Here is a 20,608-nt window from a genome sequence, read left to right on the forward strand (position 1 = left end):
GGGGGACTCAGGCGTCGGGAAGCCCCAGGCGGCGCAACCAGCCGTCGGGGTTGCCCGCGCACACCAGGAATTCGGGGTTCAGCAGGCTTTCGCGCGTGTTGTAACGCAGCTCCTGCCCGTGGAGATCCGTCACCCGTCCGCCTGCGGCCCGGACCACGGCGTGCGCCGCGCCGGTATCCCACTCGCTGGTGGGCCCCAGACGCGGATAGATGTCGGCAGCTCCCTCGGCCACCAGGCACAGCTTCATCGAGCTGCCCATGCTGACCAGGTCGTGGGGCCCCAGACGGTCCAGCGCGACCTTGAGTCGCTCCGCCCCGTGCGAACGGCTGCCCGCCACCAATGGGTGATCGGTGCCAATACGGTCGCGCGCCACTGCGATTTCCCACGGGGGCTGATCCTCGTCACGGCGAATGGCCACGCCATCGCGATGACCGGCGTACAGGCGCTTGAGCACCGGGCACCAGACGACGCCCAGCACCGGCTCGTGGTCGTGGATCAGGGCCACGTTCACGGTAAATTCGCCGCTGCGCTTGACGAACTCGCGGGTGCCGTCGAGGGGATCAATCAACCAGTAGGTCTGCCACTGGCGACGGCGCTCGAAGGGCACGTCCTGCCCCTCCTCCGACAACACGGGCCAGTCGGGGTCGATGTCGGCCAGCCCATGGGCAAGGATCCGGTGGGCAGCCAGATCGGCCTCGGTGAGCGGCGAATGATCGGCCTTTTCGGTGACCGCAAAGCGCGTCTCGTAGAGTTCGAGGATCGCGTGGCCGGCCTGGTCGGCCAGCGCAGCCACCTCGTGCATCAGGGCAGTAAGAGCCGAATCCTTCGGCGGAGCATGCATGGGGAACTCCCGTTTTCCCGAAACGTTCCGCCTAGCTTGGCAGGGTTGCGCTCAGGCGTCGAGGTAATCGCGCACCATGTACAGCGCGGCGATGGAGCGCGCCTCGGTCAGATCTTCCCGGGCGACCAGCTCGGTCAGCCGGTCCAGCGACCAGGGGACCACCTCGAGCGCCTCCGGCTCGTCGCCTTCCGCGGCCTGCGGATACAGGTCCTCGGCCAGCACCAGATGGGTCTGGTGGGCCATGTAGCCGGGTGCCACGGTCAGCGCGCCCAGGTGGGTCAGGCGATGCCCGGCGTGGCCAACCTCCTCCATGATCTCGCGGTTGGCGGCAGTCAGGATGTCCTCGCCCGCCTCCATCCGCCCCTTGGGCAGACCCAGCTCGTAGCGGTGGGTGCCGGCGGCATACTCGCGGATCAACAGGACGGTCCGGTCGGTCTGCACCGGGGCGATGATCACCGCCCCATGGCCGCGACTGACCAGACGCTCGAAGCAGGTGCGCGCACCATTGCTGAATTCGAGATCCAGCTCCTCCACCTCGAACAGGCGGCTGCTGGCGACCGTACGGCGGCCCTGGACATCCGGCTTGTCTCGGCTCATGCGCCCTCCGGGAGACATGTAGGAAAACGCTGCTTAATGTACACGCTCGCGTTGGCACCTTAGGGGGTCCGCCGCCTTTTCGCGCGCACGGCGCCGCGGCTCACCTCTGCCGCACAGGGACTGCACGGCAGCGCCGCACCTTGGTTGCACGCAAACACGTCAAGCGCGAGCGGGTAAATGCGTCAGCGTTTCCCTAATGGCTGTTGCGTAGCCGCACCAGGGTACGCAGTTCGCCCTCGAACAAGGTGTCGAACATGAAGCCATGATCGGAGGTGACCACCTCGAACCCCTCCTGGTCGGCCGGATCGGTCTCCGCCAGACGCAGGTCAAGATCGCCCCAGCTCACGGCCATGGTGACGCGCATCGGGAAGTAGCCATCCAGGAAGCGGCGCACGAACGGGCCGTTCTCCAGGCGATAGACGCCGTCCCCCTCGTCTTCGACGATCTTCATGCGCGCGGTCACGCAGACCTCGGCGTCCCGCTGCACCCCGCGCAGGTCCACGCGATCGCCCTCGGCACGCGCGGATTCGATGTTGCGGGTGGACTCGACCTGGAGCTCGTCGATTCTGGCTTCATTGTACACAATGACCATGCGCCGAATGGCCGCCACATCATTGTGACACTGGCGCAGATCGGCCCAGCCATCCTCCAGCGAGGACTGCGTGATGCGGATCTGGTTCTGGTGGTGATGCGGAGTCCGGTCCGGCTCCTCCAGCAGGAAGGTCAGCTCCGGACTGGTGGTCTGGGTCTGGTCCGGGGAGACCGTCTCGCCCCACAGGCTGTCGTCCTCCAGCGGGTCGTAGTCCGAGTCGCCGGGGTCCATTCCCTGCACGGCCAGCGGCAGCGCCATCAGCGCAAGGAGCAGGGGCGCGGGAAGGAACCGCGATTGGGGTACCATGGGGGCCATCGTCGTCACCCTCTTTCGTGTAGCCGTTAGCTGTGGACCTGCAAAACCCCGAAAAAAATCCGCGCCCGCCCGCGGCCCGCGCCGCGATCGCCTGGGATCGCATCGACACTGTGCTGTTCGACATGGACGGGACGCTGCTGGATCTGCACTTCGACAATCGCTTCTGGCGTGAACTGATCCCGCAGGAATACATCCGCTGCCAACCGGATGACCCGGAATGCGCGCGCCGCCGCCTGGAGGACGAGATGCAGCGGGTGCGCGGCAAGCTGGAGTGGTACTGCGTGGATCACTGGACCCGCTTTACCGGTCTGGACATCCTCGGCCTGAAACGCGAGCTGGCCCACCACATCGCCCTGAAACCGCATGCCGATCAAGTCCTGGGTGCCCTGCAAAGGGCCGGGCGGCGGCGGGTGCTGGTCACCAACGCCCACCCGCAGGTCTACGCCTTCAAGCACCAGCTCACCCGCATTGGCGACCGCCTGGATACCATTGTCTCCGCCCACGACCTCGATTGCGCCAAGGAAGACGGCAGCTTCTGGGAACGCCTGCAGCGGGTCGCACCGTACGCTCCGGAACGTACGCTTCTAGTCGACGACAACCTGCTGGCGCTGGCCAGCGCCGCCGGAGCAGGGATCGCCGAACTGCGGGGGATGCGCTACCCGGACGAGCGCGGCGAGCCCATGCACTCGGGGGACTTCGAACTGCTGGAATCGCTCGCGGACCTGTTGCCCGGCCTGAGCGACCCGGGAGGCGTGGCGGCTGCTACTTGACCGGTGTCGGCAGGTTGCGGATCAAGTCCAGTCGGATCTGCACCGTACGGCCCTCGCATTCCCCGTCGAGCCAGTGGCACCCGTCCGCCTCGCGCACCTCGCGCGGGGTCACCTTGCCCCACCAGGCCTGGCTGGAATTGGGCTCGACCCAGTTCAGCTGCAGGGTCTCACCGGTAAGGATGGCGATCTCCAGACGCTCGGAGACATGACGGGGAATGGCGGGATCGGTCATCGGGGGGCTTCGCGGTAGTCGGTCGGGTCGGGGATGCCGGCCGCGGCGAACGCGGCACGCCGGGCCTGACACTGCGGGCAACGCCCGCACTGCCGCGATTGTGCCAGAAGGCAGCTCCAGGTGTGACGCCAATCGATCCCCAGCGGGTCGGTGGCGGCAATGATCTCGGCTTTGCTCCGGTCGATCAGCGGGGCCTCGACCTGCAGGCCGGGCACCAGACCTGCGGCCAGCTCCGAGACCTGCTGCACAAACCCCGGTTGCGAACCCGGACCATGCCCCTGATCCTCGCGGTTCAGCGCCAGCAGGATGCGTGCCGCGCCGTGGTGCTCGGCCAAGTTGACCGCCAGAGCCAGCACCAGCAGATTGCGCTGGGGCAGCGGCACGTGCCCGACCCAGTCGTTGCGGCGGGTGAAGGCCGTGCGCAGGGACTGGAGATCCAGCGCGATGGGGGCGCAACCGTAGACCGCCGACAGATGCTCCACCGCGGTCCATTCGCGCGCGGCATTGCGCTGGCCGTAGTCGACCCACACGGCACGCAACAAACGACCGGCGGCATGCTCCTGCGCCAACAAGGCGCTGCTCTCGATGCCGCCGGAGAGCAGGAGAAGATCGGGGGATTCGGGCCGGGCGGATTCCATTCGGGCACCATACCGCACAGCGCAAGACCACGGAGACCCTGACTTGATCGAACAACTACGCAGCCACTGGCAGCGCCTGCTGGGCGCCGAACGCAGCGACCGCCCCGAGGGCGCCTCCGAGGAGCGCCTGCAACGCGCCGCGGCGGCGCTGATCATGGAGGTCTGCCGGGCCGACTTTGATCTGCACGCCGAGGAACTGGAGTCCGTGCGCGCCAGCCTGATCGAACTGTTCCGGCTGGATCGCGATACCGCCGATGCGATGCTGGAGATCGCCCAGGAGGATAGCGACGAACTGATCTCCATCCATCCTATGGTGCGCGAAGTGAACGCGTCCTTTGATGCCGGGCAGAAGACCGACATCATGCGCGCCCTGTGGCGTGCCGCCTGGGCCAACCGCGACCTCAACAAGCGCCAGGAAGCGGTAATCCGGCACCTGGCAGACCTGCTCTACATCCCGCACGCGACCTTCATCCGCACCAAGCACGAGGTCCTAGGGAAACACTGATTCATGTACACGCTCGCGTTGGCACCCCAGGTTCTTCGAGACAAGGCGCGTCGTGCGGCGGGTAGTCGTTCTACCCGCAAGCGGCGCAACGCCGTATCGGGGAACCTGGGGTGCCAACCCCACAAACCATTCAATGCAGGGGCTCGGCCGCTTTTGCGCGCGCACAGCGTTGCGGTTCCCTTGTGCAGAATGACTGCACGGCGGTCACCGCGCCTTGTTCGCACGCAAAAGCGACTCGAGCGCGAGCGTATACATGAAGCAGTGTTTCCCTGGGCGATGCGGCCGACCCTCGCTGACCGAGGCGCTTTCTGATGAGTGATCCGGGTACCCTGCTGGCGGCCCTGGCCGTGGGCATCCTCGGTGGCGTGCACTGTCTGGGGATGTGCGGCGGCATCGTCGGCGCGATCTCCATGGGCCACGGCCGCCGCGGACCCGGGCTCGATCTCCTGCTGGCCTATAACCTCGGGCGCATGGCGAGTTACGTGGTCGCCGGCGCGCTGGCGGGATGGCTGGGGGCCAGCCTGCTCGGCGGCCTGCCCGCCGGGCAGGCGATCCTCCAGGGCATCGCCGCCGTCTTCCTGATCCTGCTCGGGCTCTATCTCGGGGGCTGGTGGCCGGTCCTGGCCCGTCTGGAAAAGGCCGGTGGCGTACTGTGGCGCCGCATCGAACCGCTGGGCCGGCGTTTCCTGCCAGTGCGCCATGCCGGTCAGGCGCTGATGGTTGGCGGGCTGTGGGGCTGGCTGCCCTGCGGCCTGGTGTACAGCGTGCTGGCCTGGTCGCTCAGTGCCGGCGGCGCGCTGGAAGGGGCCGCCCTGATGGGCGCCTTCGCCCTGGGGACGCTGCCGAATCTGCTGCTGATGGGGGTGTTCGCCGCGCGCCTGGCGGCCTTCGTGCGCCGCCCCTGGGTCCGCCGGATCGCCGGCGGCGGGGTCGCACTGTACGGCGCATGGATGCTGCTAGGCCTGGTGCTTTGATGCCCCGCCCGAACGAGCGGGGCATCGTTCGCAGGCCCCGCGGCGGGGCTCAGTCGGCGTAAAAGTCGCGGGTGAAACGGATCGGCAGCGTGCGGTCGCTGTCCGCCGGGGTAATGTCGATCTGGAACTCGAGCGTTTCCCCGCCACGCACCGTCACCTCGGAGAGGTGATAGATGGCATCACCGTCCTGAATCTCGCGGAAGCGCAGACTGCGCATCTGGTCATTCATGTTGGTGGCCGAACCACTGACTTCCGCGGAAACCGCCTGCAAGCCGTTGTCGCCCCGCTCCATCACGCTGATGTTGACCATGGCCCGGTTGGAACTGCGCCGCACGTCATAGGCCCGCGCGACCTCCGGGGACAGGAAGGTGGTGTTGATCACGTTGTAGTAGACGACGTAATTGTCGAATTCCGCCTCGTTGGCGGATGCGATCGAGCTTCCGAGAGCAACCGCCGCCAATGCGACGAGAAAGCCGGTGATGACCCGATGCACTCTTGCCATGACTGACTCCTGTTCCGTTTGAGAAACGGGGACCTGGCGGCGGCATTGCCACAGGGGCCCCTCGTCCCGAGTCTAGCCCGTTTTGCACCCGAACTGGCAAGGCCGCCCCGCGCATTTCGCCCGGGCGTCGATCTACCTCAAAAAGAGCGCACGATAATCAGCAAGATATAAAGCCCAACCAGGGCGATCATTGGCGAAAAATCGATCGCGCCGGTATTCGGCAGGGCCCGGCGCAGAGGGCCGAGGATGGGGCGGTTCACCGCTCCCGCCAGCCGCATGATGGGGTTGTTGGCGGAACCGCCCCCCGCCTGAAGCCAGCTCATCACCACCTCGGCAATAAGCGCGATGATGAAGACCCAGATCACCGTGGTCAGCAATTCCCGGATTGCCACGGCCAGGATAATCCCGACCCCGGCATCCACACCCACAATCAGCACGCGCAACCAGATTTCGATGAACTTGAGCACGATCATCAGCACGATCGCGGCCAGATCCACCCGCCCGACCGAGGGGATCACGGGCCGCAACACCCGCAACGGCGGGTCGGTCAGCATCACGATGGTCTGCGATATCGGGTTGTAGTAATCGGCCCGCACCAGGCCGAAGATCGTCCTCAAAATCAACAGGATGATATAAATCCCGAAGACAACGCCAACGAGGAAGATGGCGATCTCTTGTCCGGTTCCGGTGGCGGGCATGCAGACTCCTTGCGATGCAGCGAGTTAACCGCGCCCATTCTCCGGCAAGCCCGGCGGGATGCCAAGCGAGGGAGACGCGGATCCAGTCGCCCGTACGCGCTCGACTCGATTTTGTTCGGTGACAAGGCTCGGTAAGTGAGGTGTAGGCAAGCTACATAAACGAGCCGCAACGCGCTCCGTGGGCGCCAACGCGGACGAGCGAATGAAGCAGTGTCTCCCATGGGAGACACTGCTCAAACGCCGCGGCGGGTATCCATGCAGTCGCGTACGCGAGTCGCGATCTCCTCGATCGACAGCTCGGTCACGTCCAGATGCGGGATCTGCCAGCTATCGAGGAACTCCTGGATCGCCGCACACTCGGCCCGGCACTGGGCCAGGCTGGCATAGCGGCTGTCGGGCCGGCGGCCCTCGCGGATCTGGGCGAGCCGCTGCGGGGTGATCGTCAGCCCCACCAGGCGCCCACCCAGGCCGCGCAGCCCTTCCGGCATGTGCGGGATGTCGCCCTGGCGCAGGTCCTCCGGGACCAGCGGGTAGTTCGCCGCGAACAGCCCGTAGTTCATGGCCAGATAGAGGCTGGTCGGCGTCTTGCCGGAACGCGAGGCACCCAGCAACACTACGTCGGCCACCGACAGGTCCTGCACGGCCAACCCATCGTCGTGCGCCAGGGTGTAGTTGAGCGCTTCGATGCGCCGGTCATAGCGGCTGACGTCACCCATGCCGTGGGCACGCCCGGAGACCGACTGCGCCGTCGCCCCCAGCAGATTCTCCAGCCGCTCGAGCTGCTCGCCGAAGACGTCGATCACCGGCACCGGGCTCTGGCGAAGATCGGCCCGCAGATCGGCATTGGCCAGGGTGGCCACCACCAGGGCAGGCTGCGGCCCGGCCTCGACCCGGGCGAACACGGCGGCCAGGCGCCCGGGCGTCTGCACGAAGGGCAGCCTGTGCCAGGCGGGGTCGACATCCGGAAACTGGGTGAACAGCGAGCGCGCCAGGGTCTCCGCGGTAATCCCGGTGCCATCCGAGACCAGGTAGACCTGCGGGCACTGGGCGACGGAATCAGCCATCATCCGGCCCCCCGACCTTGGCCAGCTGCTCCCAGGTGGACAACAGCGAATCGGGGTTCAGCGACAGCGAATCGATACCCTCGTTCATCAGCCAGACCGCCAGCTCCGGATAGTCGGAAGGGGCCTGCCCGCAGATCCCGACGTACTTGTCGGCGCGGCGGGCAGCACGGATCGCCATGCTCAAGAGCGCCTTCACCGCGTCGTTGCGCTCGTCGAAGGAATCGGCCACCAGCCCGGAATCACGGTCGACCCCCAGGGTCAGTTGGGTCAGGTCGTTGGAGCCGATGGAGAAGCCGTCAAAGTGCTCGAGGAAACGCGCCGCCAGCAGGGCATTCGACGGGATCTCGCACATCATCACGATCTTCAGACCTTGTTCGCCGCGGCGCAGGCCCTCCTCGCCCAGCACCCGGATCACGTCCTCGGCCTCGACGAGGGTGCGCACGAACGGGACCATGATCTGCACGTTGTCCAGGCCCATCTCGTCGCGGACCCGGCGCAAAGCCTCGCACTCCATCGCGAACGCCGGACGAAAACTCTCCGAGCGATAGCGCGAGGCCCCGCGAAAGCCGAGCATGGGGTTCTCTTCCTGCGGCTCGTAGCCAGCACCACCGATCAGATGGGCGTACTCGTTGGACTTGAAGTCCGACAGGCGCACGATCACCGGTTCCGGCGCGAAGGCCGCCGCCAGCGTCGCGATACCCTCGGACAGCTTGCGCACGAAGAACTCGCGCGGACCATCATCAAAGCCACGCAGGTGCTCGGCGATACGCTCCTGTACCTCGGGCTCCAGGCGATTCGGGTCCTCGGCATAGTCCAGCAGCGCCAGCGGGTGCACGCCGATGGTGCCGTTGATGATGAACTCCAGCCGCGCCAGACCGATCCCCGCGTGTGGCAGCTGCGAGAAGGCGTAGGCCCGCCCGGGGTTGGCCACATTCAGCATCAGCTTGACTGGCAGCTCCGGCAGTTCGCCGATCTCGGTCTTCTTGACCGCGTAGTCGAGTCTGCCGGGGTACACATGCCCGTCGTCGCCCTCCGCACAGGAGACCGTCGCCTCCATCCCGTCGCTCAGCACCTCGGTTGCGTTACCGCAACCGACCACCGCCGGTATGCCCATCTCGCGGGCAATGATCGCCGCGTGGCAGGTACGTCCGCCGCGGTTGGTCACGATCGCAGCGGAGCGCTTCATTACCGGCTCCCAGTCGGGATCGGTCATGTCCGCGACCAGAATGTCGCCCTCTTCCATGGTGTGCATCGCATCCGGCGAATCCAGCACGCGCACGATACCGGCCCCCACCTTCGAGCCGATTGCACGGCCGGTCACCACCGGCTCGGCGTCGTGCGGCGCCAGTTCGTAGCGCTCGCCCGCACCCAGCTCGACCCGGCTTTCCACCGTCTCCGGCCGCGCCTGCACGATGAACAGCTCGCCGGTCTCGCCATCCTGCGCCCATTCGATGTCCATCGGCCGTCCGTAGTGCTGCTCGATGGCAACCGCATAGCGGCCCAGCTGCTCGGCATCGGCATCCGAGAGGCAGAAGCGGTGGCGCAGGTCCGTCGGGGTGTCCTCGGTGCGGGTACCGTCCTCCGTGAGCACCATGCGCACGGCCTTGGTGCCCAGGGCACGGCCGATGATGGCGCGTTTTCCGGCCGCCAGCGCCGGCTTGTAGACCTGATACTCGTCGGGGTTCACGGCACCCTGCACGACCGTCTCGCCCAAGCCCCAGGCCCCGGTGATGAACACCGCATCGCGGAAGCCGCTCTCGGTATCCAGGGTAAAGATCACGCCACTGGCGCCGACGTCGGAACGCACCATGCGCTGGATGCCGGCCGACAGCGCGACCTCGTCATGGGCAAAGCCGTTGTGCACGCGGTAGGCGATGGCGCGGTCGTTGTAGAGACTGGCGAAGCACTCGCGCAGCCGCTGCAGCAGGGCATCAATGCCGCGCACGTTGAGGAAGGTCTCCTGCTGCCCGGCAAACGAGGCCTCGGGCAGATCCTCGGCGGTAGCCGAGGAGCGCACCGCCACCGGCACGTCATCGCCCAGCTGCGCGTAGTGCTCGCGCACCGCCTGTTCCAGTTCGGCCGGCAGCTCGGCCTGCTCGACCCAGCCACGCACCTCGCGCCCGGCCGCGCGCAGCGCCTCGATGTCGTCGATATCGAGGTCCGCCAGGCGGGCCTTGATCTGCGCGTCCAGCCCGTCCTTCGCCAGCAAGGCGCGATAGGCATCCGCGGTCGTGGCAAATCCGCCCGGCACGCGCACCCCGGCGGCGCCAAGCTGGCCCAGCAGCTCGCCCAGCGAGGCATTCTTGCCACCCACCCGGGCGACATCGTTCATGGTCAAATTGGCGAGATCGACTACCCAGCGCATGGCAACTCCTGGACTCCGGGGAAACAGTGATCGGCGTTTACCCGGCTTTGTGACCCCCTTAACGGAGGACGGGAACTGTGATCAGCTAGACTTCACTATTTTGTAACCTTCAGGAGACTGCGTGACTGCCCCAGCCACCCGTCGTTCCAGCTTAACCGAATCCATCCTGCTGACCATGCTGCTTGGCCTGGCGGTCCAGACGCAATCCGCCGCGGCCCACGAGTCGGGGGCCTCCTTGGCCATCCTCGGTGTCGTGGAGAACGTCCTGATCGTCGAGGAAGGTGTTGCGCTGGAGGCGCGCATGGATACCGGCGCCACCTCCTCCTCGCTGAACGCGCTGAACAAGGAGCGCTTCGAGAGGGACGGCGAGGACTGGATCCGCTTCGAGATCATCGATCCGGAAGACGAGGACGCACGCATCACCCTGGAGCGACCCATCGAGCGCATCGTGCGCATTCGCAGGCACAGCGGAGACTCGCAGGAGCGTCCGGTGGTGCGAATGGAGTTCTGCATCGGGGACCAGCTCCTGACCGCCGACACCAGCCTGATCGACCGCACGGCCCTGACCTACCAGGCCCTGATCGGGCGCAGCCACATGGCCGGACACATCCTGGTGGACTCCGGGGAGGAACATCTGCGCGCACCCAATTGCGCGGCGGATGACCAGTGAGGCGCTTCCACCTGCCGATCCTGATCGTACTGCTGAGTGCGATCGGACTCGGAGTCTTCGCCTACAAGGTCAGCGCGCTGGGGATGCCCCTGCAGCCGGACGCCACCGCCGAGACCTGGCAGGTGGAGGCCCGCGTGCGCTTTCAGGCCACCGGCGAGGCCACCACGGTGCAGCTTCGAATCCCACACCGCCTGCCGAATTTCTCCATCCTGGACGAAGGCTTCGTATCCCGCGGCTACGGCCTGAACACCGTCCTTCAGACGGAGGACCGCCTGGCCCAGTGGACAACCCGTCAGCCGCGCGGCGAACAGGTGCTGTACTACCGCGCCACGCTCTACCGTGACGGAGACGACCGCTCGGAATCCGACTACCCGGGGCCAGTGGCCGTGCCCGACTGGACCGAACCCTTCCGTTCGGCCGCCGAGGCGCTGATCGATGACGTCCGCGGACGCTCCTCGGACATCCAGAGTTTTGCCTCGGTACTGGTCAATGACCTCGCCAATGCCGCACCGGCTTCCAATGCGGCCGTGTTTATCGAGAGCGACGACAATCGCGCCCGCCGGGCCGAGACCCTGATCGAGCTGCTGGCCACCGCGCGCATCCCGGCCCGGCAGGTGACCGCCCTGCGCCTGGTCGACGGGCGCCGCGACATCGAGCCGCAGACCTGGCTCGAGGTTCACAACACGCGGCGCTGGGTGCCCATCGACCCGGAGAATGGCGAAATCGAGTACCCCGCCGACGTGGCCGTTTGGTCGCACGGCGACGCCCCGCTCCTGGAGATATCCAACGGCGAGAACGCGGAGGTGCGCTTTGCGGTGGCCCGCGGGGTGCAGGATGCCCTGGCGACCATCCAGCGCTTCGGCGACACCCTGGACAGTCGCTTCCTCGACTTCTCCACCCTGAACCTGCCGCTGGGCACACAGAACACCTACCGGGTGCTGCTGATGGTGCCGCTGGGCGCGATGATCATCGTGTTCCTCCGCAACGTGATCGGCGTGCAGACCTTCGGCACCTTCATGCCAGTGCTGATCGCGCTGTCCTTCCGCGAGACCCAGCTGCTGGCCGGGATCATCCTGTTCACGCTGATCGTGTCGTTGGGTCTCGTGGTGCGCTTCTACCTCGAGCACCTCAGACTGCTACTGGTCCCGCGCCTGGCGGCAGTGGTCAGCGTGGTCATCATGCTCATGCTCGGCATCAGCATCTTGTCGCACCAGCTCGGCTTCGAACGCGCCCTGGCGCTGTCACTGTTCCCGATGGTCATCCTCGCCATGACCATCGAGCGCATGTCGGTGGTCTGGGAAGAACACGGCCCCGCCGATGCCATCACCCAGGGAATTGGCAGCCTGGCCGTCGCGGCCGCGGCCTACGGGCTGATGGCCAACCGCCAGCTGGAACACCTGTTGTTCGTGTTCCCGGAATTGCTGCTGGTCCTGCTGGCCATGACCCTGCTGCTGGGACGCTACACCGGCTACAGGCTCAGCGAGCTGTTCCGCTTCGGACGCATCCAGGATGCGATGCGGAGGACCGACTAATGCCGACCTGGCTGCCGCGCTTCGTGCGCCCGAAACTGTTGAAGGAACAGGGCATCGTCGGCATGAACGCCCGCAATGCCCGCTATATAGCCGCCTGGAACGCACGGCGCTTCTACCCGCGGGTGGATGACAAGCTGCAGACCAAACAACTCGCCCTGGATGCCGGGCTCTCGGTGCCGGATCTGTACGGCGTCGTACGCACCCTGCGCCAGATTCGCGACGTGCGGAAGCAGCTGCGGAACTATAAAGACGGCTTCGTCATCAAGCCGGCCCACGGCGCGGCCGGCGACGGCATTCTGGTGATCGACGGCTGGCGCGGCGATCGGCCTCGTCGGGCCGGTGGCCGCGCCATGGAGCTGAGCGAACTGGACGATCACATCGCCAACGTCCTCTCGGGCATGTACAGCCTGGGTGGCCGACCGGATGCCGCCATGATCGAGCAGCGGGTGCGCTTCTCCTCGATCTTCGATGAGGTCTCGCATCAGGGCGTGCCGGATATCCGCACCGTGGTCTATCGCGGCTACCCGGTGATGGCGATGATGCGCCTGCCAACCCAGGACTCCGACGGCAAGGCCAATCTGCACCAGGGTGCCGTGGGAACCGGCATTGACCTCGGCTCCGGCCGCACCATCGGCGGCGTGCGCTACAACCGGCCCTGCCGCGAGCACCCCGACAGCGAAAAGAGCATTGTCGGTCTGCAAATCCCCGGTTGGGACCAGCTGATGGAACTGGCCGCCGGCTGCTTTGAGCTGAGCGAGCTCGGCTACCTGGGGGTGGACGTGGTGATCGATGCCGACCGCGGGCCGCTGATCCTGGAACTCAACGCCCGGCCCGGGCTCGCCATCCAGATTGCCAACGGCGAAGGCCTGGACCACCGCATCCTCGCGGTGGATGCACACATGGTGGCCCGCGACATCGAGCCGGCCGCCGAACGCGCCCGGTGGTCCGCCGAGGTCTTCGCGCGCCCCGAGGCGACCCATCCAACCGAGCCCGACACCGAAACCACCCGCGCCGCCGAACCCGCCTGATCAGCGAGGCGGTTACGGGCACCGTGATCGTTTGGGCTATCCTAGGCGCATGACTGCCGCCGCCGAGACCAAGACGCCGGACATCGAACAGGCCCTGGCCGACGCCGAACGCGTCTGCGCCACCCGTGGTGCACGCCTGACCGAGCAGCGCCGGCGCATCCTGGAGCAGATCCTGCGCACCGAGGGCGTCATCAAGGCGTACGACCTGATCCACGCGCTGTCCTCCGATGATCACAGCATCAAGCCGCCAACCGTGTACCGCACCCTGGCCTTTCTGCTCGAGCAGGGCCTGATCCACCGTATCGAGAGCCTCAACGGCTTCGTCGCCTGCTCGCACCCCGGCGAGCGCCACGAGTCGGCCCTGATGATCTGCGACGGCTGCGGCCAGATCACCGAGTTCCACACCCCGGAGCCGGCCAGCCAGGCGCTGGAGCACGAGGCCGAGGCCCAGGACTTCGCCATCGACTCGCGCATGGTGGAGCTGCATGGCCAGTGCGGGGACTGCCGCCGGGGTCAGCAGGACCGCGCCTGACGCCGCGCCTCTGCACAACAGCCCACCTGAACCCCGCCCTCCAATGACCGCCGCCACGCCGACCCTCGAGGCGTTCCCGCCCATCCTGCGTGCGGACACCCGCCTGATCGTGCTGGGCAGCTTTCCCGGCGTCGCGTCGCTGGAAGCCCGGGCCTACTACGCCCACCCGCGCAACCAGTTCTGGCCGATTGTCGGGCAGATCCTGGGCGCCCCCTTCCCGGAAATGGATTACCCCGAGCGCATCGAGCGCCTGCTCGACCACGGCGTGGGCCTCTGGGACGTCTACGGGGCCTGCTCGCGCGAGGGGAGCCTGGACAGCGCCATCCGCGCCCCGGTCCCCAACGATCTCGCCCGCCTGACCCGCGAGGCCCCGGGCCTGCGCGTGATCGTCCACAACGGCGCCGAGAGCGCGCGGCGCATCCGCGAGACCCGCGCCCTGGGCGTCGAGGCCCTGCGCCTGCCCTCCACCAGCCCCGCCAACGCCCGCCTCAGCCTGACCGAGAAGCTGGAACCCTGGCGCAACGCCTTCGCCCTCGCTGGCCTTCCACGCGACTGACCGGCACCGCACCGGCTCGCAAGATTAGGGTTGAATCGCGAATTGTTATTGTATAACGTTTATTAGCGTTTCGTTACGCTATAACAGTCCATTTCCGTTGATTGGCACTGCCCAGAACAGCAGACTGCCGCGCAACCAGGAGCCCAAAATGCCTCGCACTCCGCACTCCCGCCCGGTCCTCGCCGGCCTGACCGCCCTGACCCTCGCCGCCCCCGGAGCCGCTGCGGCGCAATGGACCGCCAGTGACGACAACTCGTCCTGGGGCCTGGATGTGTCCCTGATTCTCGAGGGCGTCTACTACAACGAGCTTTCGCACGGCATAAGTGATCCCGCCGGCTTCGACGATGGCCACGACCACGGACATGACCATGGGCATGGTCACGACCACGGTTTCGACGATGGCTTCAACCTCGGCCACAGCGAACTGGTCTTCGAGGCCAATCTGGGCGACCTCTTCGATGGCGTGCTTATGCTCGGCTTCGACGACAGCGACGTCGAAGTTGAAGAAGCCTACCTGACCACCCGCGCCCTGCCCGGTGGCTTCCAGATCAAGGCGGGTAAGTTCCTGTCCGACATCGGCTACATCAACAGCCGCCATGTGCATGACTGGGACTTCGTCGATCGCCCGCTGGTCAACGAGTACCTGTTCGGCGACCACGGCTTGCAGGAGACCGGCGTTCAGGCGACCTGGGTTGCCCCAACCGAGACCTACACCCAGCTGGGCATCGAGCTCCTGCAGGGCGACGACAGTTTCATCCCCTATCAGGGTTCCGGCGGCTCCCACACCACTAACGCAGGAGACGAGATCAATTCCTCGTTTTCCAATGTATCCGGGCCGCGCCTGATCACGGCCTTCGCCAAATTCGGACCGGATCTGGGTCCCGATCACGCCGCGCAATTCGGCATCTCCGGCGGCTACGCCCGCACCTGGCAGCAGGAAACCGAACACGGATCCGGCCTTGAAGAATGGGACGGCGATGCATGGTTCGCTGGACTGGATGCGGTCTACAAGTACAGCTCCGGCCGTGCCTACGGTCATGGTGACTGGCGCGTACAAGGCGAGTACTTCTACCGCGAGATCGACGTCGACTATCAGCGTCGACAGGATCAGACCACGATCGCAGATAATGCCGTAGGCAGCAGCAAGGCCAAGCAGGATGGTCTGTATCTGCAAGCGGTATACGGCTTCGCACCACGCTGGGAAGCTGGCCTGCGCGCCGAGGCCCTTGGCCTGACCAACGACGGACTGCCCGGTAACGAACGCGATCAGAATAGAGTCCGTCAGTTCGCCACCCCATCCTTCGGCACCTCCTATCGCCACTCCGCCCAGGTGACCTTCCGCCCGGTGGAGCCGGTGTTCCTCCGGGCTCAGTTGTCGCAGAACGACTTCATCGATGACGACGGCCATCGCGACCGTGGCCTGGAGTTCATGCTGCAGCTGAACGTGGCCCTCGGCGCCCACGGCGCCCACCGCTTCTGATCCGTATTGCCTTGTTCAGGGTCGGCAGGACCGTTGATGCCCTGCCGACCCCATCCGTATCCCGTTATCACCAGGAGTCCCGCATGTTTTTTAGCAAGACTCGCACCCGTATCACCCGTACGCTCGCCGCTGTTGCCTCGGTGGCGGCGCTTACCCTCATCCTGCTGCCGTCGCAGGCCGCCGCCGGACTGAACATCGTCGCCACCACCTCCAGTCTCGGCGCCATCGCACGCGAGATTGGCGGCGATGAGGCCGACGTCCGCGTACTCGCACCGCCGGACCGCGATGCCCATTACCTCGACGCCCGCCCCAGCTTCATGGCCGCCCTGCGCCGCGCCGACATGCTGCTGGAGCTGGGCGCCGGCCTGGAAGAAGGCTGGCTCCCGGCCGCCCAGCGCGGCGCCAACAACCGCGCGATCAACTCGGGGCAGCCGGGCCACTTCCGGGGCGCGGACAAGGTCGAACTGCGCCGCTCCATCACTATGGACGGGCCGAACATGGGCCACGTGCATGAAGAGGGCAACCCGCACTTCAACGCCGATCCTTTGCGTATGGCCGAACTCGCTCTAGCCCTGGGCGCGCGCATGGGCGAGCTCCGCCCCGACCAAGCCGACATCTTCATGGAGCGCGCCGAACGTACCGCCGAACGCCTGCGCGAACATGCCGAGGCCCTGGCCGAACAGGTAGAACCGGATCAGCGCATCGTGGTGTATCACGAGGATCTCGACTACCTGGAAGAATGGCTGCCGGTGGAGATCGTCGGCTACCTCGAACCCGCCCCGGGCATCCCGCCGACCGCGCGCCACCTGCGCAGCCTGGTCAGTGATCTCGAAGGCACCGAGGGCACCGTCCTGTACGCCGAATTCCAGCCGCCGCGCGGCGCCGAGTTCCTGGAGCGCAATCTCGGCTGGCCCACCCATGCCGTGCCGCTGGATCCGCCCGCCGATTCGGCGCTGGAGGGTTATCTGGATCTGATGACCACCTGGGCGCAAAGCCTGCCCCAGCGGTAACCTGCCGGCACAAGCCTGCTGAAGGTTCGGACCCGGAAAGTCACTTTCCGGGTCCGTTATCATTTGCGCCTTCCCAACTCTGTCGAGCCCACATGCCGCCGAACGCCACCCCTGCCATCCTGAGCGTGCAGTCCGCCCGGCTCGGATTTGATCGTCCGGTGCTGGGGCCATTGTCAGTTGATATACCCAATGGTGCGCGCTGGGCCTTGACCGGCCCCAATGGCGTTGGCAAATCCCTGCTACTGAAGGCCGTTACGGGCCAGGCACGGGTGCATGGCGGCCGGCTGCACCTCGCACCCAATGTTGATGTCAGCTTGCTGGGACAGGACCATCCCCGGCGACAGCCTTGGCCCTTGTCCGGACACGACTGGTTCCGGGCGATGGGGGCAAATACTCCGGATCAACCCCGCATACAGGCACTGCTCGATCGCCGGCTCGACCGCCTGAGCGGCGGTCAGTGGCAACTCCTGCGTCTCGCCGCCGCGTTGCACAGCGGCAGCGCACAACCGTCACGTGAGCGCTTGGTCCTGCTGGACGAGCCGGCCAACCACCTTGACGCCGAGGTGCGGGGTGACGCCGTCGACCTGATCGCCGCACTTCCAGCCAACGCGACACTGGTCATGACCAGCCACGATGATGACTTCCTGCGAGCCATCGGCGTGGAGAACCACCCACTAGAGGGCTACTTCGATGCTGGGTGACCTCCTGCTCGTTCCGTTCGTCGCCGGGCTGCTGGTCACGGCTGTACTCGCGCTGGCCGGAGCCGGGCTGTTCCTGCGCGGCTCAGTCTGGCAGGCACTGGCACTTGGCCAATGGGCGGCGGCCGGCGGGGTCCTGGCCTCCGTGCTGCACTGGCCGGTACTGCCCGTGGCACTGGCCCTAGGCGCTGGCGTAATGGCGCTGCTGCAACGCACTCCGGACCGCGAGCGTCTACCGCTTGCCGTTTTCCTAGCCGGACTGGCCGCGGTCACGTTGCTCGCGGCCAATTTCTCGCAGGCCAGCCTCGCCGCCGCGGCCTGGGCCGAGGGTCAGCTGTACTTCGCGGGACCGCAGGAACTCTGGGCTGTTGCGGCACTGGCACTCGCCAGTCTCATGTTAGTACCCGGCTTGCTGAAGGTATGGCGCCATGCTCAGCTCGCCCCCGACGTGCCCGCCAAGCGCGCCCCGGCAGCATGGCTGCGCCTGACGGAGATTGCCTGGCTGGTGGCGGCGATCGTGCTCGGCAGCATGGTCCTGGGCCTGCCAGCCGCGCTAGCCAGCCTGCTGCTCCCAGCCTGGGGCGCCGCCCATCTGGCGCGCGACCTTCGCGGCCACTTCCTGTGGGCGCAGTCGCTCGCCCTGGCAGGATTCCTGATCGCCTGGAGTCTAAGCCTCCCGCTGGACCAGCCCTTCGCCCCGGTACTCGTACTGGTGAACGTCGTACTCGCTCTCGTCGCCCGCATGGTCGCGATCTGGCGCTGAACTGACGGCCCTCGGCCTATTCAATTCGAGGGCCGACCCAGGAGTTGAAAAATGCCTCTCAAAACTACGCACAAGAAAAGCTCCCACACGACTTCATCGACCGCCAAGGCAGCGGATTCGCCGATCTTCCAGGCGATCGAGAAGCTCCAGGGTGAGCGTCCCTGGGGCAGTTTTCTGGATGCCGGAACCGGGCGGAAGTCGGTCGAATGGATATGCGGCCTGGACACCGAGCGCTGGACGGCCGTAACTGCCTCCAATCAGATGGCGACGACCGTGAAGAAGGCAGCGGGCACGGCCCGTCGCCGCCAGGACCGCATCATGGTCGGCAACTGGATGTCGGAGCAGCTGCTGTTTGGTGAACGCTTCGATACCGTCCTGCTCGACTACTTCATCGGCGCGATCGAAGGCTTCGCCCCCTACTGGCAGGACCGCGCACTGCACCGGCTGCGACCCCACGTGGGCGAGCGGCTGTATCTCGTCGGCGTGGAACCCTATGTAATGACCGAACCCAAGACCGAGTCCGACCGCATCGTGCGCGAAATCGGTCGCCTGCGGGATGCCTGCCTGCTGCTCGCGGGGAACCGCCCCTATCGCGAATACCCTTCGTCCTGGGTCATGCGCCATCTCGGGATCGCCGGCTTCCGAGTTCTGGATGTCCGCTATTTCCCGATTCACTACCGCGAGCGCTTCGTCAACGGCCAGCTCGACCTGTGCCTGCGCCAGCTGTCGCACTTCAATGACGATAGCCTGGCAAAGGCCATGCACCAGAAGATCGAGGCGCTGCGGGAAACCGCCCTGCCGCTGGCCCGAAGCAAGGAGGGCCTCCGGCACGGGGCGGATTACCTGATCGCGGCCGAGCCGATGGCCGACCGGCATCGCAGCCTGCCCGACGCGGCAGGCACCCCGCAGTCAGTGCCGTCCGGGCCGTAGCACGGGCTACGCCATCGTCACCCTGGGCCCGAACAGGCCTCAGTCCGTTTGACAATGCACCGCAAGTGCGTATGATTCTCATTTAGATGCGCAGCCCGGACAGCTGTGTGTCGCCAGGACGAAAGGTGACTTCCTGCCTTTGGTCTCTCCAACCTCCGTAAGCATTGCCGCCGGATTGCGTATCCGGCGGCTTTTTTACGTGTCCACACACTTGCCGAAAAGCGACGTGGCAGATGCCTGACCAACCCCACCGCCTTGTGGCGGTCCACGGTCCGACTGGCTGCTTCAGCGTTCCGCTGACGGCAGACGCACGACCCGCGCCACGGCGTCGTGTGCATGCAGGCTCTCGCGGTGGCGAACCTGGATGCGATAGCCGCGGGCGGAGTACTCCGGGCGCAGGGTGCTGTCCAGGCGCCGTACGGCGTCTTCGCAGAACATCAGGTTGCGGCCGTTGGCGAGCGCGAAGGCCTTCTCGTCGATACGCTTTACCGCGGTCTGCAGGGCGGTGCCCAGCGCCTGTTCGACGCGATCGATCAGGTCGGGCAGGGGCAACCTCGATACCAGCGGATCCAGACCGACCGTGACGGTTGCCTCGCTGCGCTGGCTATGGGGCGTCGCGACAATGCCCTCGGCCCGGCCCAGCCATTCGCGCACGGTTGCCGCATCCACGGCCGAGCGTGTGAAGTCGCGGTCGAACTGTTCCTGGATCGCCTGCCGCGCCAGGGCGGCGGAGCAGGGACAGGTGGAGGAATAGCCCACCTGAACCTCCAGCTCCAGGGACACCGCCCCGGACTCGCTGCGTGCAGCGATCCGGAACGGGTAGCGCTTCCAGCCCGCGGCGGCACTGACCAGGGCCGGCCGTTCCAGCGGCAGCTCCCCGGCAAGACGGACCTCGGCCACGCTGGACAGACCATCGTGCGAAGCCAGAAACGCCTCGAGCACGCCACACAGGCGCGCAACGTCCAACTCGCGGGACTCCAGCTGCCGTAGGGCCCCGTAGAGCCGTGACATATGGATGCCGCGCGCGCCCGCGTCGTCGAGGCTCACTCCCGCGCTAGCCCGGGCGATCACTGGCTGGCCGGTCAGATACAGCGGAAGGGTGATGTCTTCCATACCCACCCAGTCGAGCGCGGAGGCGTGCGTAGCAGCCGACGCGGCAATATCCGGTAGCGGATCCGGCGCGGAGGTTTCCCTATCCGGCGAGACCGGAGACACACATTTAGAGGACATAAGACACCTTGTTGCAGGCGGGTCGACCCCATCACAGGACGGTGGCCGATCCGTGTTGTCGGGGCTCAATCGAAACGTTATGGTAT

Annotated in this window: 23 protein-coding genes; 13 read left to right on the forward strand and 10 right to left on the reverse strand. The window is 66.4% G+C overall.

All coding sequences use genetic code 11. From position 1 onward, the window contains the following. Positions 1 to 7: 7 nt before the first annotated feature. From cysQ to G333_RS0102630, 3 genes are all read right to left on the reverse strand, one after another. Positions 8 to 841, reverse strand: a complete 834-nt coding sequence (cysQ, locus tag G333_RS0102620; protein WP_018938311.1) for a 3'(2'),5'-bisphosphate nucleotidase CysQ — start codon at positions 839 to 841, stop codon at positions 8 to 10. Between the two features lie 51 nt (positions 842 to 892). Next, positions 893 to 1,438 carry an ADP compounds hydrolase NudE gene (gene nudE, locus G333_RS0102625; protein WP_018144738.1) on the reverse strand — a complete coding sequence of 182 codons (546 nt, stop codon included), beginning with the start codon at positions 1,436 to 1,438 and terminating at the stop codon, positions 893 to 895. A 193-nt stretch (positions 1,439 to 1,631) separates the two neighbouring features. Next, complete coding sequence (locus G333_RS0102630) at positions 1,632 to 2,336, reverse strand: hypothetical protein (RefSeq protein ID WP_018939197.1); 705 nt, start codon at positions 2,334 to 2,336, stop codon at positions 1,632 to 1,634. A 41-nt stretch (positions 2,337 to 2,377) separates the two neighbouring features. Here G333_RS0102630 and G333_RS0102635 point away from each other — a divergent pair, with 41 nt between their 5' ends. Continuing rightward, positions 2,378 to 3,115, forward strand: a complete 738-nt coding sequence (locus tag G333_RS0102635) for an HAD family hydrolase (RefSeq protein ID WP_018938313.1) — start codon at positions 2,378 to 2,380, stop codon at positions 3,113 to 3,115. Here the strand turns inward: G333_RS0102635 and G333_RS0102640 are convergent. Together G333_RS0102640 and G333_RS0102645 are read right to left on the reverse strand one after the other, a co-directional pair. After that, the gene (locus G333_RS0102640) at positions 3,108 to 3,347 is read right to left on the reverse strand and encodes a hypothetical protein (RefSeq protein WP_018144741.1); all 240 of its coding nucleotides are present in this window, start codon (positions 3,345 to 3,347) and stop codon (positions 3,108 to 3,110) included. The two genes, G333_RS0102635 and G333_RS0102640, sit on opposite strands and share 8 nt — an antisense overlap. Beyond that, positions 3,344 to 3,985 carry a 7-cyano-7-deazaguanine synthase gene (locus G333_RS0102645; RefSeq protein ID WP_018176310.1) on the reverse strand — a complete coding sequence of 214 codons (642 nt, stop codon included), beginning with the start codon at positions 3,983 to 3,985 and terminating at the stop codon, positions 3,344 to 3,346. Before G333_RS0102645 ends, G333_RS0102640 begins: the two co-directional genes overlap by 4 nt. 43 nt (positions 3,986 to 4,028) lie before the next feature. Between G333_RS0102645 and G333_RS0102650 the strand changes: the two genes are divergently transcribed. Both G333_RS0102650 and G333_RS0102655 read left to right on the forward strand, forming a co-directional pair. Further along, positions 4,029 to 4,490: a TerB family tellurite resistance protein gene (locus G333_RS0102650; protein ID WP_019627591.1), complete on the forward strand. Its 462-nt coding sequence runs from the start codon at positions 4,029 to 4,031 to the stop codon at positions 4,488 to 4,490. Positions 4,491 to 4,801: 311 nt separating this feature from the next. Continuing rightward, positions 4,802 to 5,464 carry a sulfite exporter TauE/SafE family protein gene (locus G333_RS0102655; protein ID WP_018938316.1) on the forward strand — a complete coding sequence of 221 codons (663 nt, stop codon included), beginning with the start codon at positions 4,802 to 4,804 and terminating at the stop codon, positions 5,462 to 5,464. A gap of 49 nt (positions 5,465 to 5,513) precedes the next feature. Here G333_RS0102655 and G333_RS0102660 read toward each other — a convergent pair whose 3' ends face one another. The 4 genes from G333_RS0102660 to ppsA form a co-directional block, all read right to left on the reverse strand. Continuing rightward, positions 5,514 to 5,966 (reverse strand): DUF4426 domain-containing protein, encoded by a 453-nt coding sequence (locus G333_RS0102660; protein ID WP_018144745.1) that lies wholly within the window; start codon positions 5,964 to 5,966, stop codon positions 5,514 to 5,516. Between the two features lie 137 nt (positions 5,967 to 6,103). Then, positions 6,104 to 6,664, reverse strand: coding sequence for a YggT family protein (locus G333_RS0102665; RefSeq protein WP_019568473.1), 561 nt, complete (start codon positions 6,662 to 6,664; stop codon positions 6,104 to 6,106). A 233-nt stretch (positions 6,665 to 6,897) separates the two neighbouring features. Then, positions 6,898 to 7,728 carry a pyruvate, water dikinase regulatory protein gene (locus G333_RS0102670; protein ID WP_018951869.1) on the reverse strand — a complete coding sequence of 277 codons (831 nt, stop codon included), beginning with the start codon at positions 7,726 to 7,728 and terminating at the stop codon, positions 6,898 to 6,900. Further along, complete coding sequence (gene ppsA, locus G333_RS0102675; protein ID WP_019627592.1) at positions 7,721 to 10,093, reverse strand: phosphoenolpyruvate synthase; 2,373 nt, start codon at positions 10,091 to 10,093, stop codon at positions 7,721 to 7,723. Before ppsA ends, G333_RS0102670 begins: the two co-directional genes overlap by 8 nt. A gap of 175 nt (positions 10,094 to 10,268) precedes the next feature. Between ppsA and G333_RS0102680 the strand changes: the two genes are divergently transcribed. The 10 genes from G333_RS0102680 to G333_RS0102725 all read left to right on the forward strand — a co-directional run bounded on the left by G333_RS0102680 (position 10,269) and on the right by G333_RS0102725 (position 19,292). Then, complete coding sequence (locus G333_RS0102680) at positions 10,269 to 10,763, forward strand: ATP-dependent zinc protease (protein WP_051076217.1); 495 nt, start codon at positions 10,269 to 10,271, stop codon at positions 10,761 to 10,763. After that, positions 10,760 to 12,295 (forward strand): inactive transglutaminase family protein, encoded by a 1,536-nt coding sequence (locus G333_RS0102685; protein WP_018938321.1) that lies wholly within the window; start codon positions 10,760 to 10,762, stop codon positions 12,293 to 12,295. Before G333_RS0102680 ends, G333_RS0102685 begins: the two co-directional genes overlap by 4 nt. After that, positions 12,295 to 13,323, forward strand: a complete 1,029-nt coding sequence (locus G333_RS0102690; RefSeq protein WP_019627593.1) for an alpha-L-glutamate ligase-like protein — start codon at positions 12,295 to 12,297, stop codon at positions 13,321 to 13,323. Before G333_RS0102685 ends, G333_RS0102690 begins: the two co-directional genes overlap by 1 nt. A gap of 49 nt (positions 13,324 to 13,372) precedes the next feature. After that, complete coding sequence (locus tag G333_RS0102695; RefSeq protein ID WP_018144752.1) at positions 13,373 to 13,855, forward strand: transcriptional repressor; 483 nt, start codon at positions 13,373 to 13,375, stop codon at positions 13,853 to 13,855. Between the two features lie 43 nt (positions 13,856 to 13,898). Continuing rightward, positions 13,899 to 14,411 carry a DNA-deoxyinosine glycosylase gene (locus G333_RS0102700; protein WP_019627594.1) on the forward strand — a complete coding sequence of 171 codons (513 nt, stop codon included), beginning with the start codon at positions 13,899 to 13,901 and terminating at the stop codon, positions 14,409 to 14,411. Positions 14,412 to 14,559: 148 nt separating this feature from the next. After that, complete coding sequence (locus G333_RS0102705) at positions 14,560 to 15,891, forward strand: TonB-dependent receptor (protein ID WP_019627595.1); 1,332 nt, start codon at positions 14,560 to 14,562, stop codon at positions 15,889 to 15,891. 83 nt (positions 15,892 to 15,974) lie between these two features. Continuing rightward, positions 15,975 to 16,901 carry a metal ABC transporter substrate-binding protein gene (locus G333_RS0102710; protein WP_019627596.1) on the forward strand — a complete coding sequence of 309 codons (927 nt, stop codon included), beginning with the start codon at positions 15,975 to 15,977 and terminating at the stop codon, positions 16,899 to 16,901. Between the two features lie 92 nt (positions 16,902 to 16,993). After that, the gene (locus G333_RS0102715; RefSeq protein WP_026287955.1) at positions 16,994 to 17,602 is read left to right on the forward strand and encodes an ATP-binding cassette domain-containing protein; all 609 of its coding nucleotides are present in this window, start codon (positions 16,994 to 16,996) and stop codon (positions 17,600 to 17,602) included. Continuing rightward, entirely contained in the window at positions 17,592 to 18,362 is a 771-nt protein-coding gene (locus G333_RS0102720) for a metal ABC transporter permease (RefSeq protein ID WP_018938328.1), read from the forward strand. Before G333_RS0102715 ends, G333_RS0102720 begins: the two co-directional genes overlap by 11 nt. A gap of 51 nt (positions 18,363 to 18,413) precedes the next feature. After that, positions 18,414 to 19,292 carry a hypothetical protein gene (locus G333_RS0102725; protein ID WP_018938329.1) on the forward strand — a complete coding sequence of 293 codons (879 nt, stop codon included), beginning with the start codon at positions 18,414 to 18,416 and terminating at the stop codon, positions 19,290 to 19,292. 285 nt (positions 19,293 to 19,577) lie between these two features. Here G333_RS0102725 and folE2 read toward each other — a convergent pair whose 3' ends face one another. After that, positions 19,578 to 20,522 carry a GTP cyclohydrolase FolE2 gene (gene folE2 / locus G333_RS0102730; RefSeq protein ID WP_081618757.1) on the reverse strand — a complete coding sequence of 315 codons (945 nt, stop codon included), beginning with the start codon at positions 20,520 to 20,522 and terminating at the stop codon, positions 19,578 to 19,580. Between the last annotated feature and the right edge of the window lie 86 nt (positions 20,523 to 20,608).

The sequence above is a fragment of the Thioalkalivibrio sp. AKL10 genome, from assembly GCF_000381845.1.
Lineage (GTDB): Bacteria > Pseudomonadota > Gammaproteobacteria > Ectothiorhodospirales > Ectothiorhodospiraceae > Thioalkalivibrio > Thioalkalivibrio versutus.

Excerpts from the sequence above, each read along its gene's own strand:
- G333_RS0102710 (WP_019627596.1), top strand. The coding sequence starts at position 15,975 with ATGTTTTTTAGCAAGACTCGCACCCGTATCACCCGTACGCTCGCCGCT.
- G333_RS0102695 (WP_018144752.1), top strand. The coding sequence starts at position 13,373 with ATGACTGCCGCCGCCGAGACCAAGACGCCGGACATCGAACAGGCCCTG.
- cysQ (WP_018938311.1), bottom strand. The coding sequence starts at position 841 with ATGCATGCTCCGCCGAAGGATTCGGCTCTTACTGCCCTGATGCACGAG.
- G333_RS0102660 (WP_018144745.1), bottom strand. The coding sequence starts at position 5,966 with ATGGCAAGAGTGCATCGGGTCATCACCGGCTTTCTCGTCGCATTGGCG.
- G333_RS0102690 (WP_019627593.1), top strand. The coding sequence starts at position 12,295 with ATGCCGACCTGGCTGCCGCGCTTCGTGCGCCCGAAACTGTTGAAGGAA.
- G333_RS0102705 (WP_019627595.1), top strand. The coding sequence starts at position 14,560 with ATGCCTCGCACTCCGCACTCCCGCCCGGTCCTCGCCGGCCTGACCGCC.
- G333_RS0102665 (WP_019568473.1), bottom strand. The coding sequence starts at position 6,664 with ATGCCCGCCACCGGAACCGGACAAGAGATCGCCATCTTCCTCGTTGGC.
- G333_RS0102645 (WP_018176310.1), bottom strand. The coding sequence starts at position 3,985 with ATGGAATCCGCCCGGCCCGAATCCCCCGATCTTCTCCTGCTCTCCGGC.
- G333_RS0102715 (WP_026287955.1), top strand. The coding sequence starts at position 16,994 with ATGCCGCCGAACGCCACCCCTGCCATCCTGAGCGTGCAGTCCGCCCGG.
- G333_RS0102670 (WP_018951869.1), bottom strand. The coding sequence starts at position 7,728 with ATGGCTGATTCCGTCGCCCAGTGCCCGCAGGTCTACCTGGTCTCGGAT.
- G333_RS0102720 (WP_018938328.1), top strand. The coding sequence starts at position 17,592 with ATGCTGGGTGACCTCCTGCTCGTTCCGTTCGTCGCCGGGCTGCTGGTC.
- G333_RS0102630 (WP_018939197.1), bottom strand. The coding sequence starts at position 2,336 with ATGGTACCCCAATCGCGGTTCCTTCCCGCGCCCCTGCTCCTTGCGCTG.
- nudE (WP_018144738.1), bottom strand. The coding sequence starts at position 1,438 with ATGAGCCGAGACAAGCCGGATGTCCAGGGCCGCCGTACGGTCGCCAGC.
- G333_RS0102700 (WP_019627594.1), top strand. The coding sequence starts at position 13,899 with ATGACCGCCGCCACGCCGACCCTCGAGGCGTTCCCGCCCATCCTGCGT.
- ppsA (WP_019627592.1), bottom strand. The coding sequence starts at position 10,093 with ATGCGCTGGGTAGTCGATCTCGCCAATTTGACCATGAACGATGTCGCC.
- folE2 (WP_081618757.1), bottom strand. The coding sequence starts at position 20,522 with ATGTCCTCTAAATGTGTGTCTCCGGTCTCGCCGGATAGGGAAACCTCC.
- G333_RS0102655 (WP_018938316.1), top strand. The coding sequence starts at position 4,802 with ATGAGTGATCCGGGTACCCTGCTGGCGGCCCTGGCCGTGGGCATCCTC.
- G333_RS0102680 (WP_051076217.1), top strand. The coding sequence starts at position 10,269 with ATGCTGCTTGGCCTGGCGGTCCAGACGCAATCCGCCGCGGCCCACGAG.
- G333_RS0102640 (WP_018144741.1), bottom strand. The coding sequence starts at position 3,347 with ATGACCGATCCCGCCATTCCCCGTCATGTCTCCGAGCGTCTGGAGATC.
- G333_RS0102725 (WP_018938329.1), top strand. The coding sequence starts at position 18,414 with ATGCCTCTCAAAACTACGCACAAGAAAAGCTCCCACACGACTTCATCG.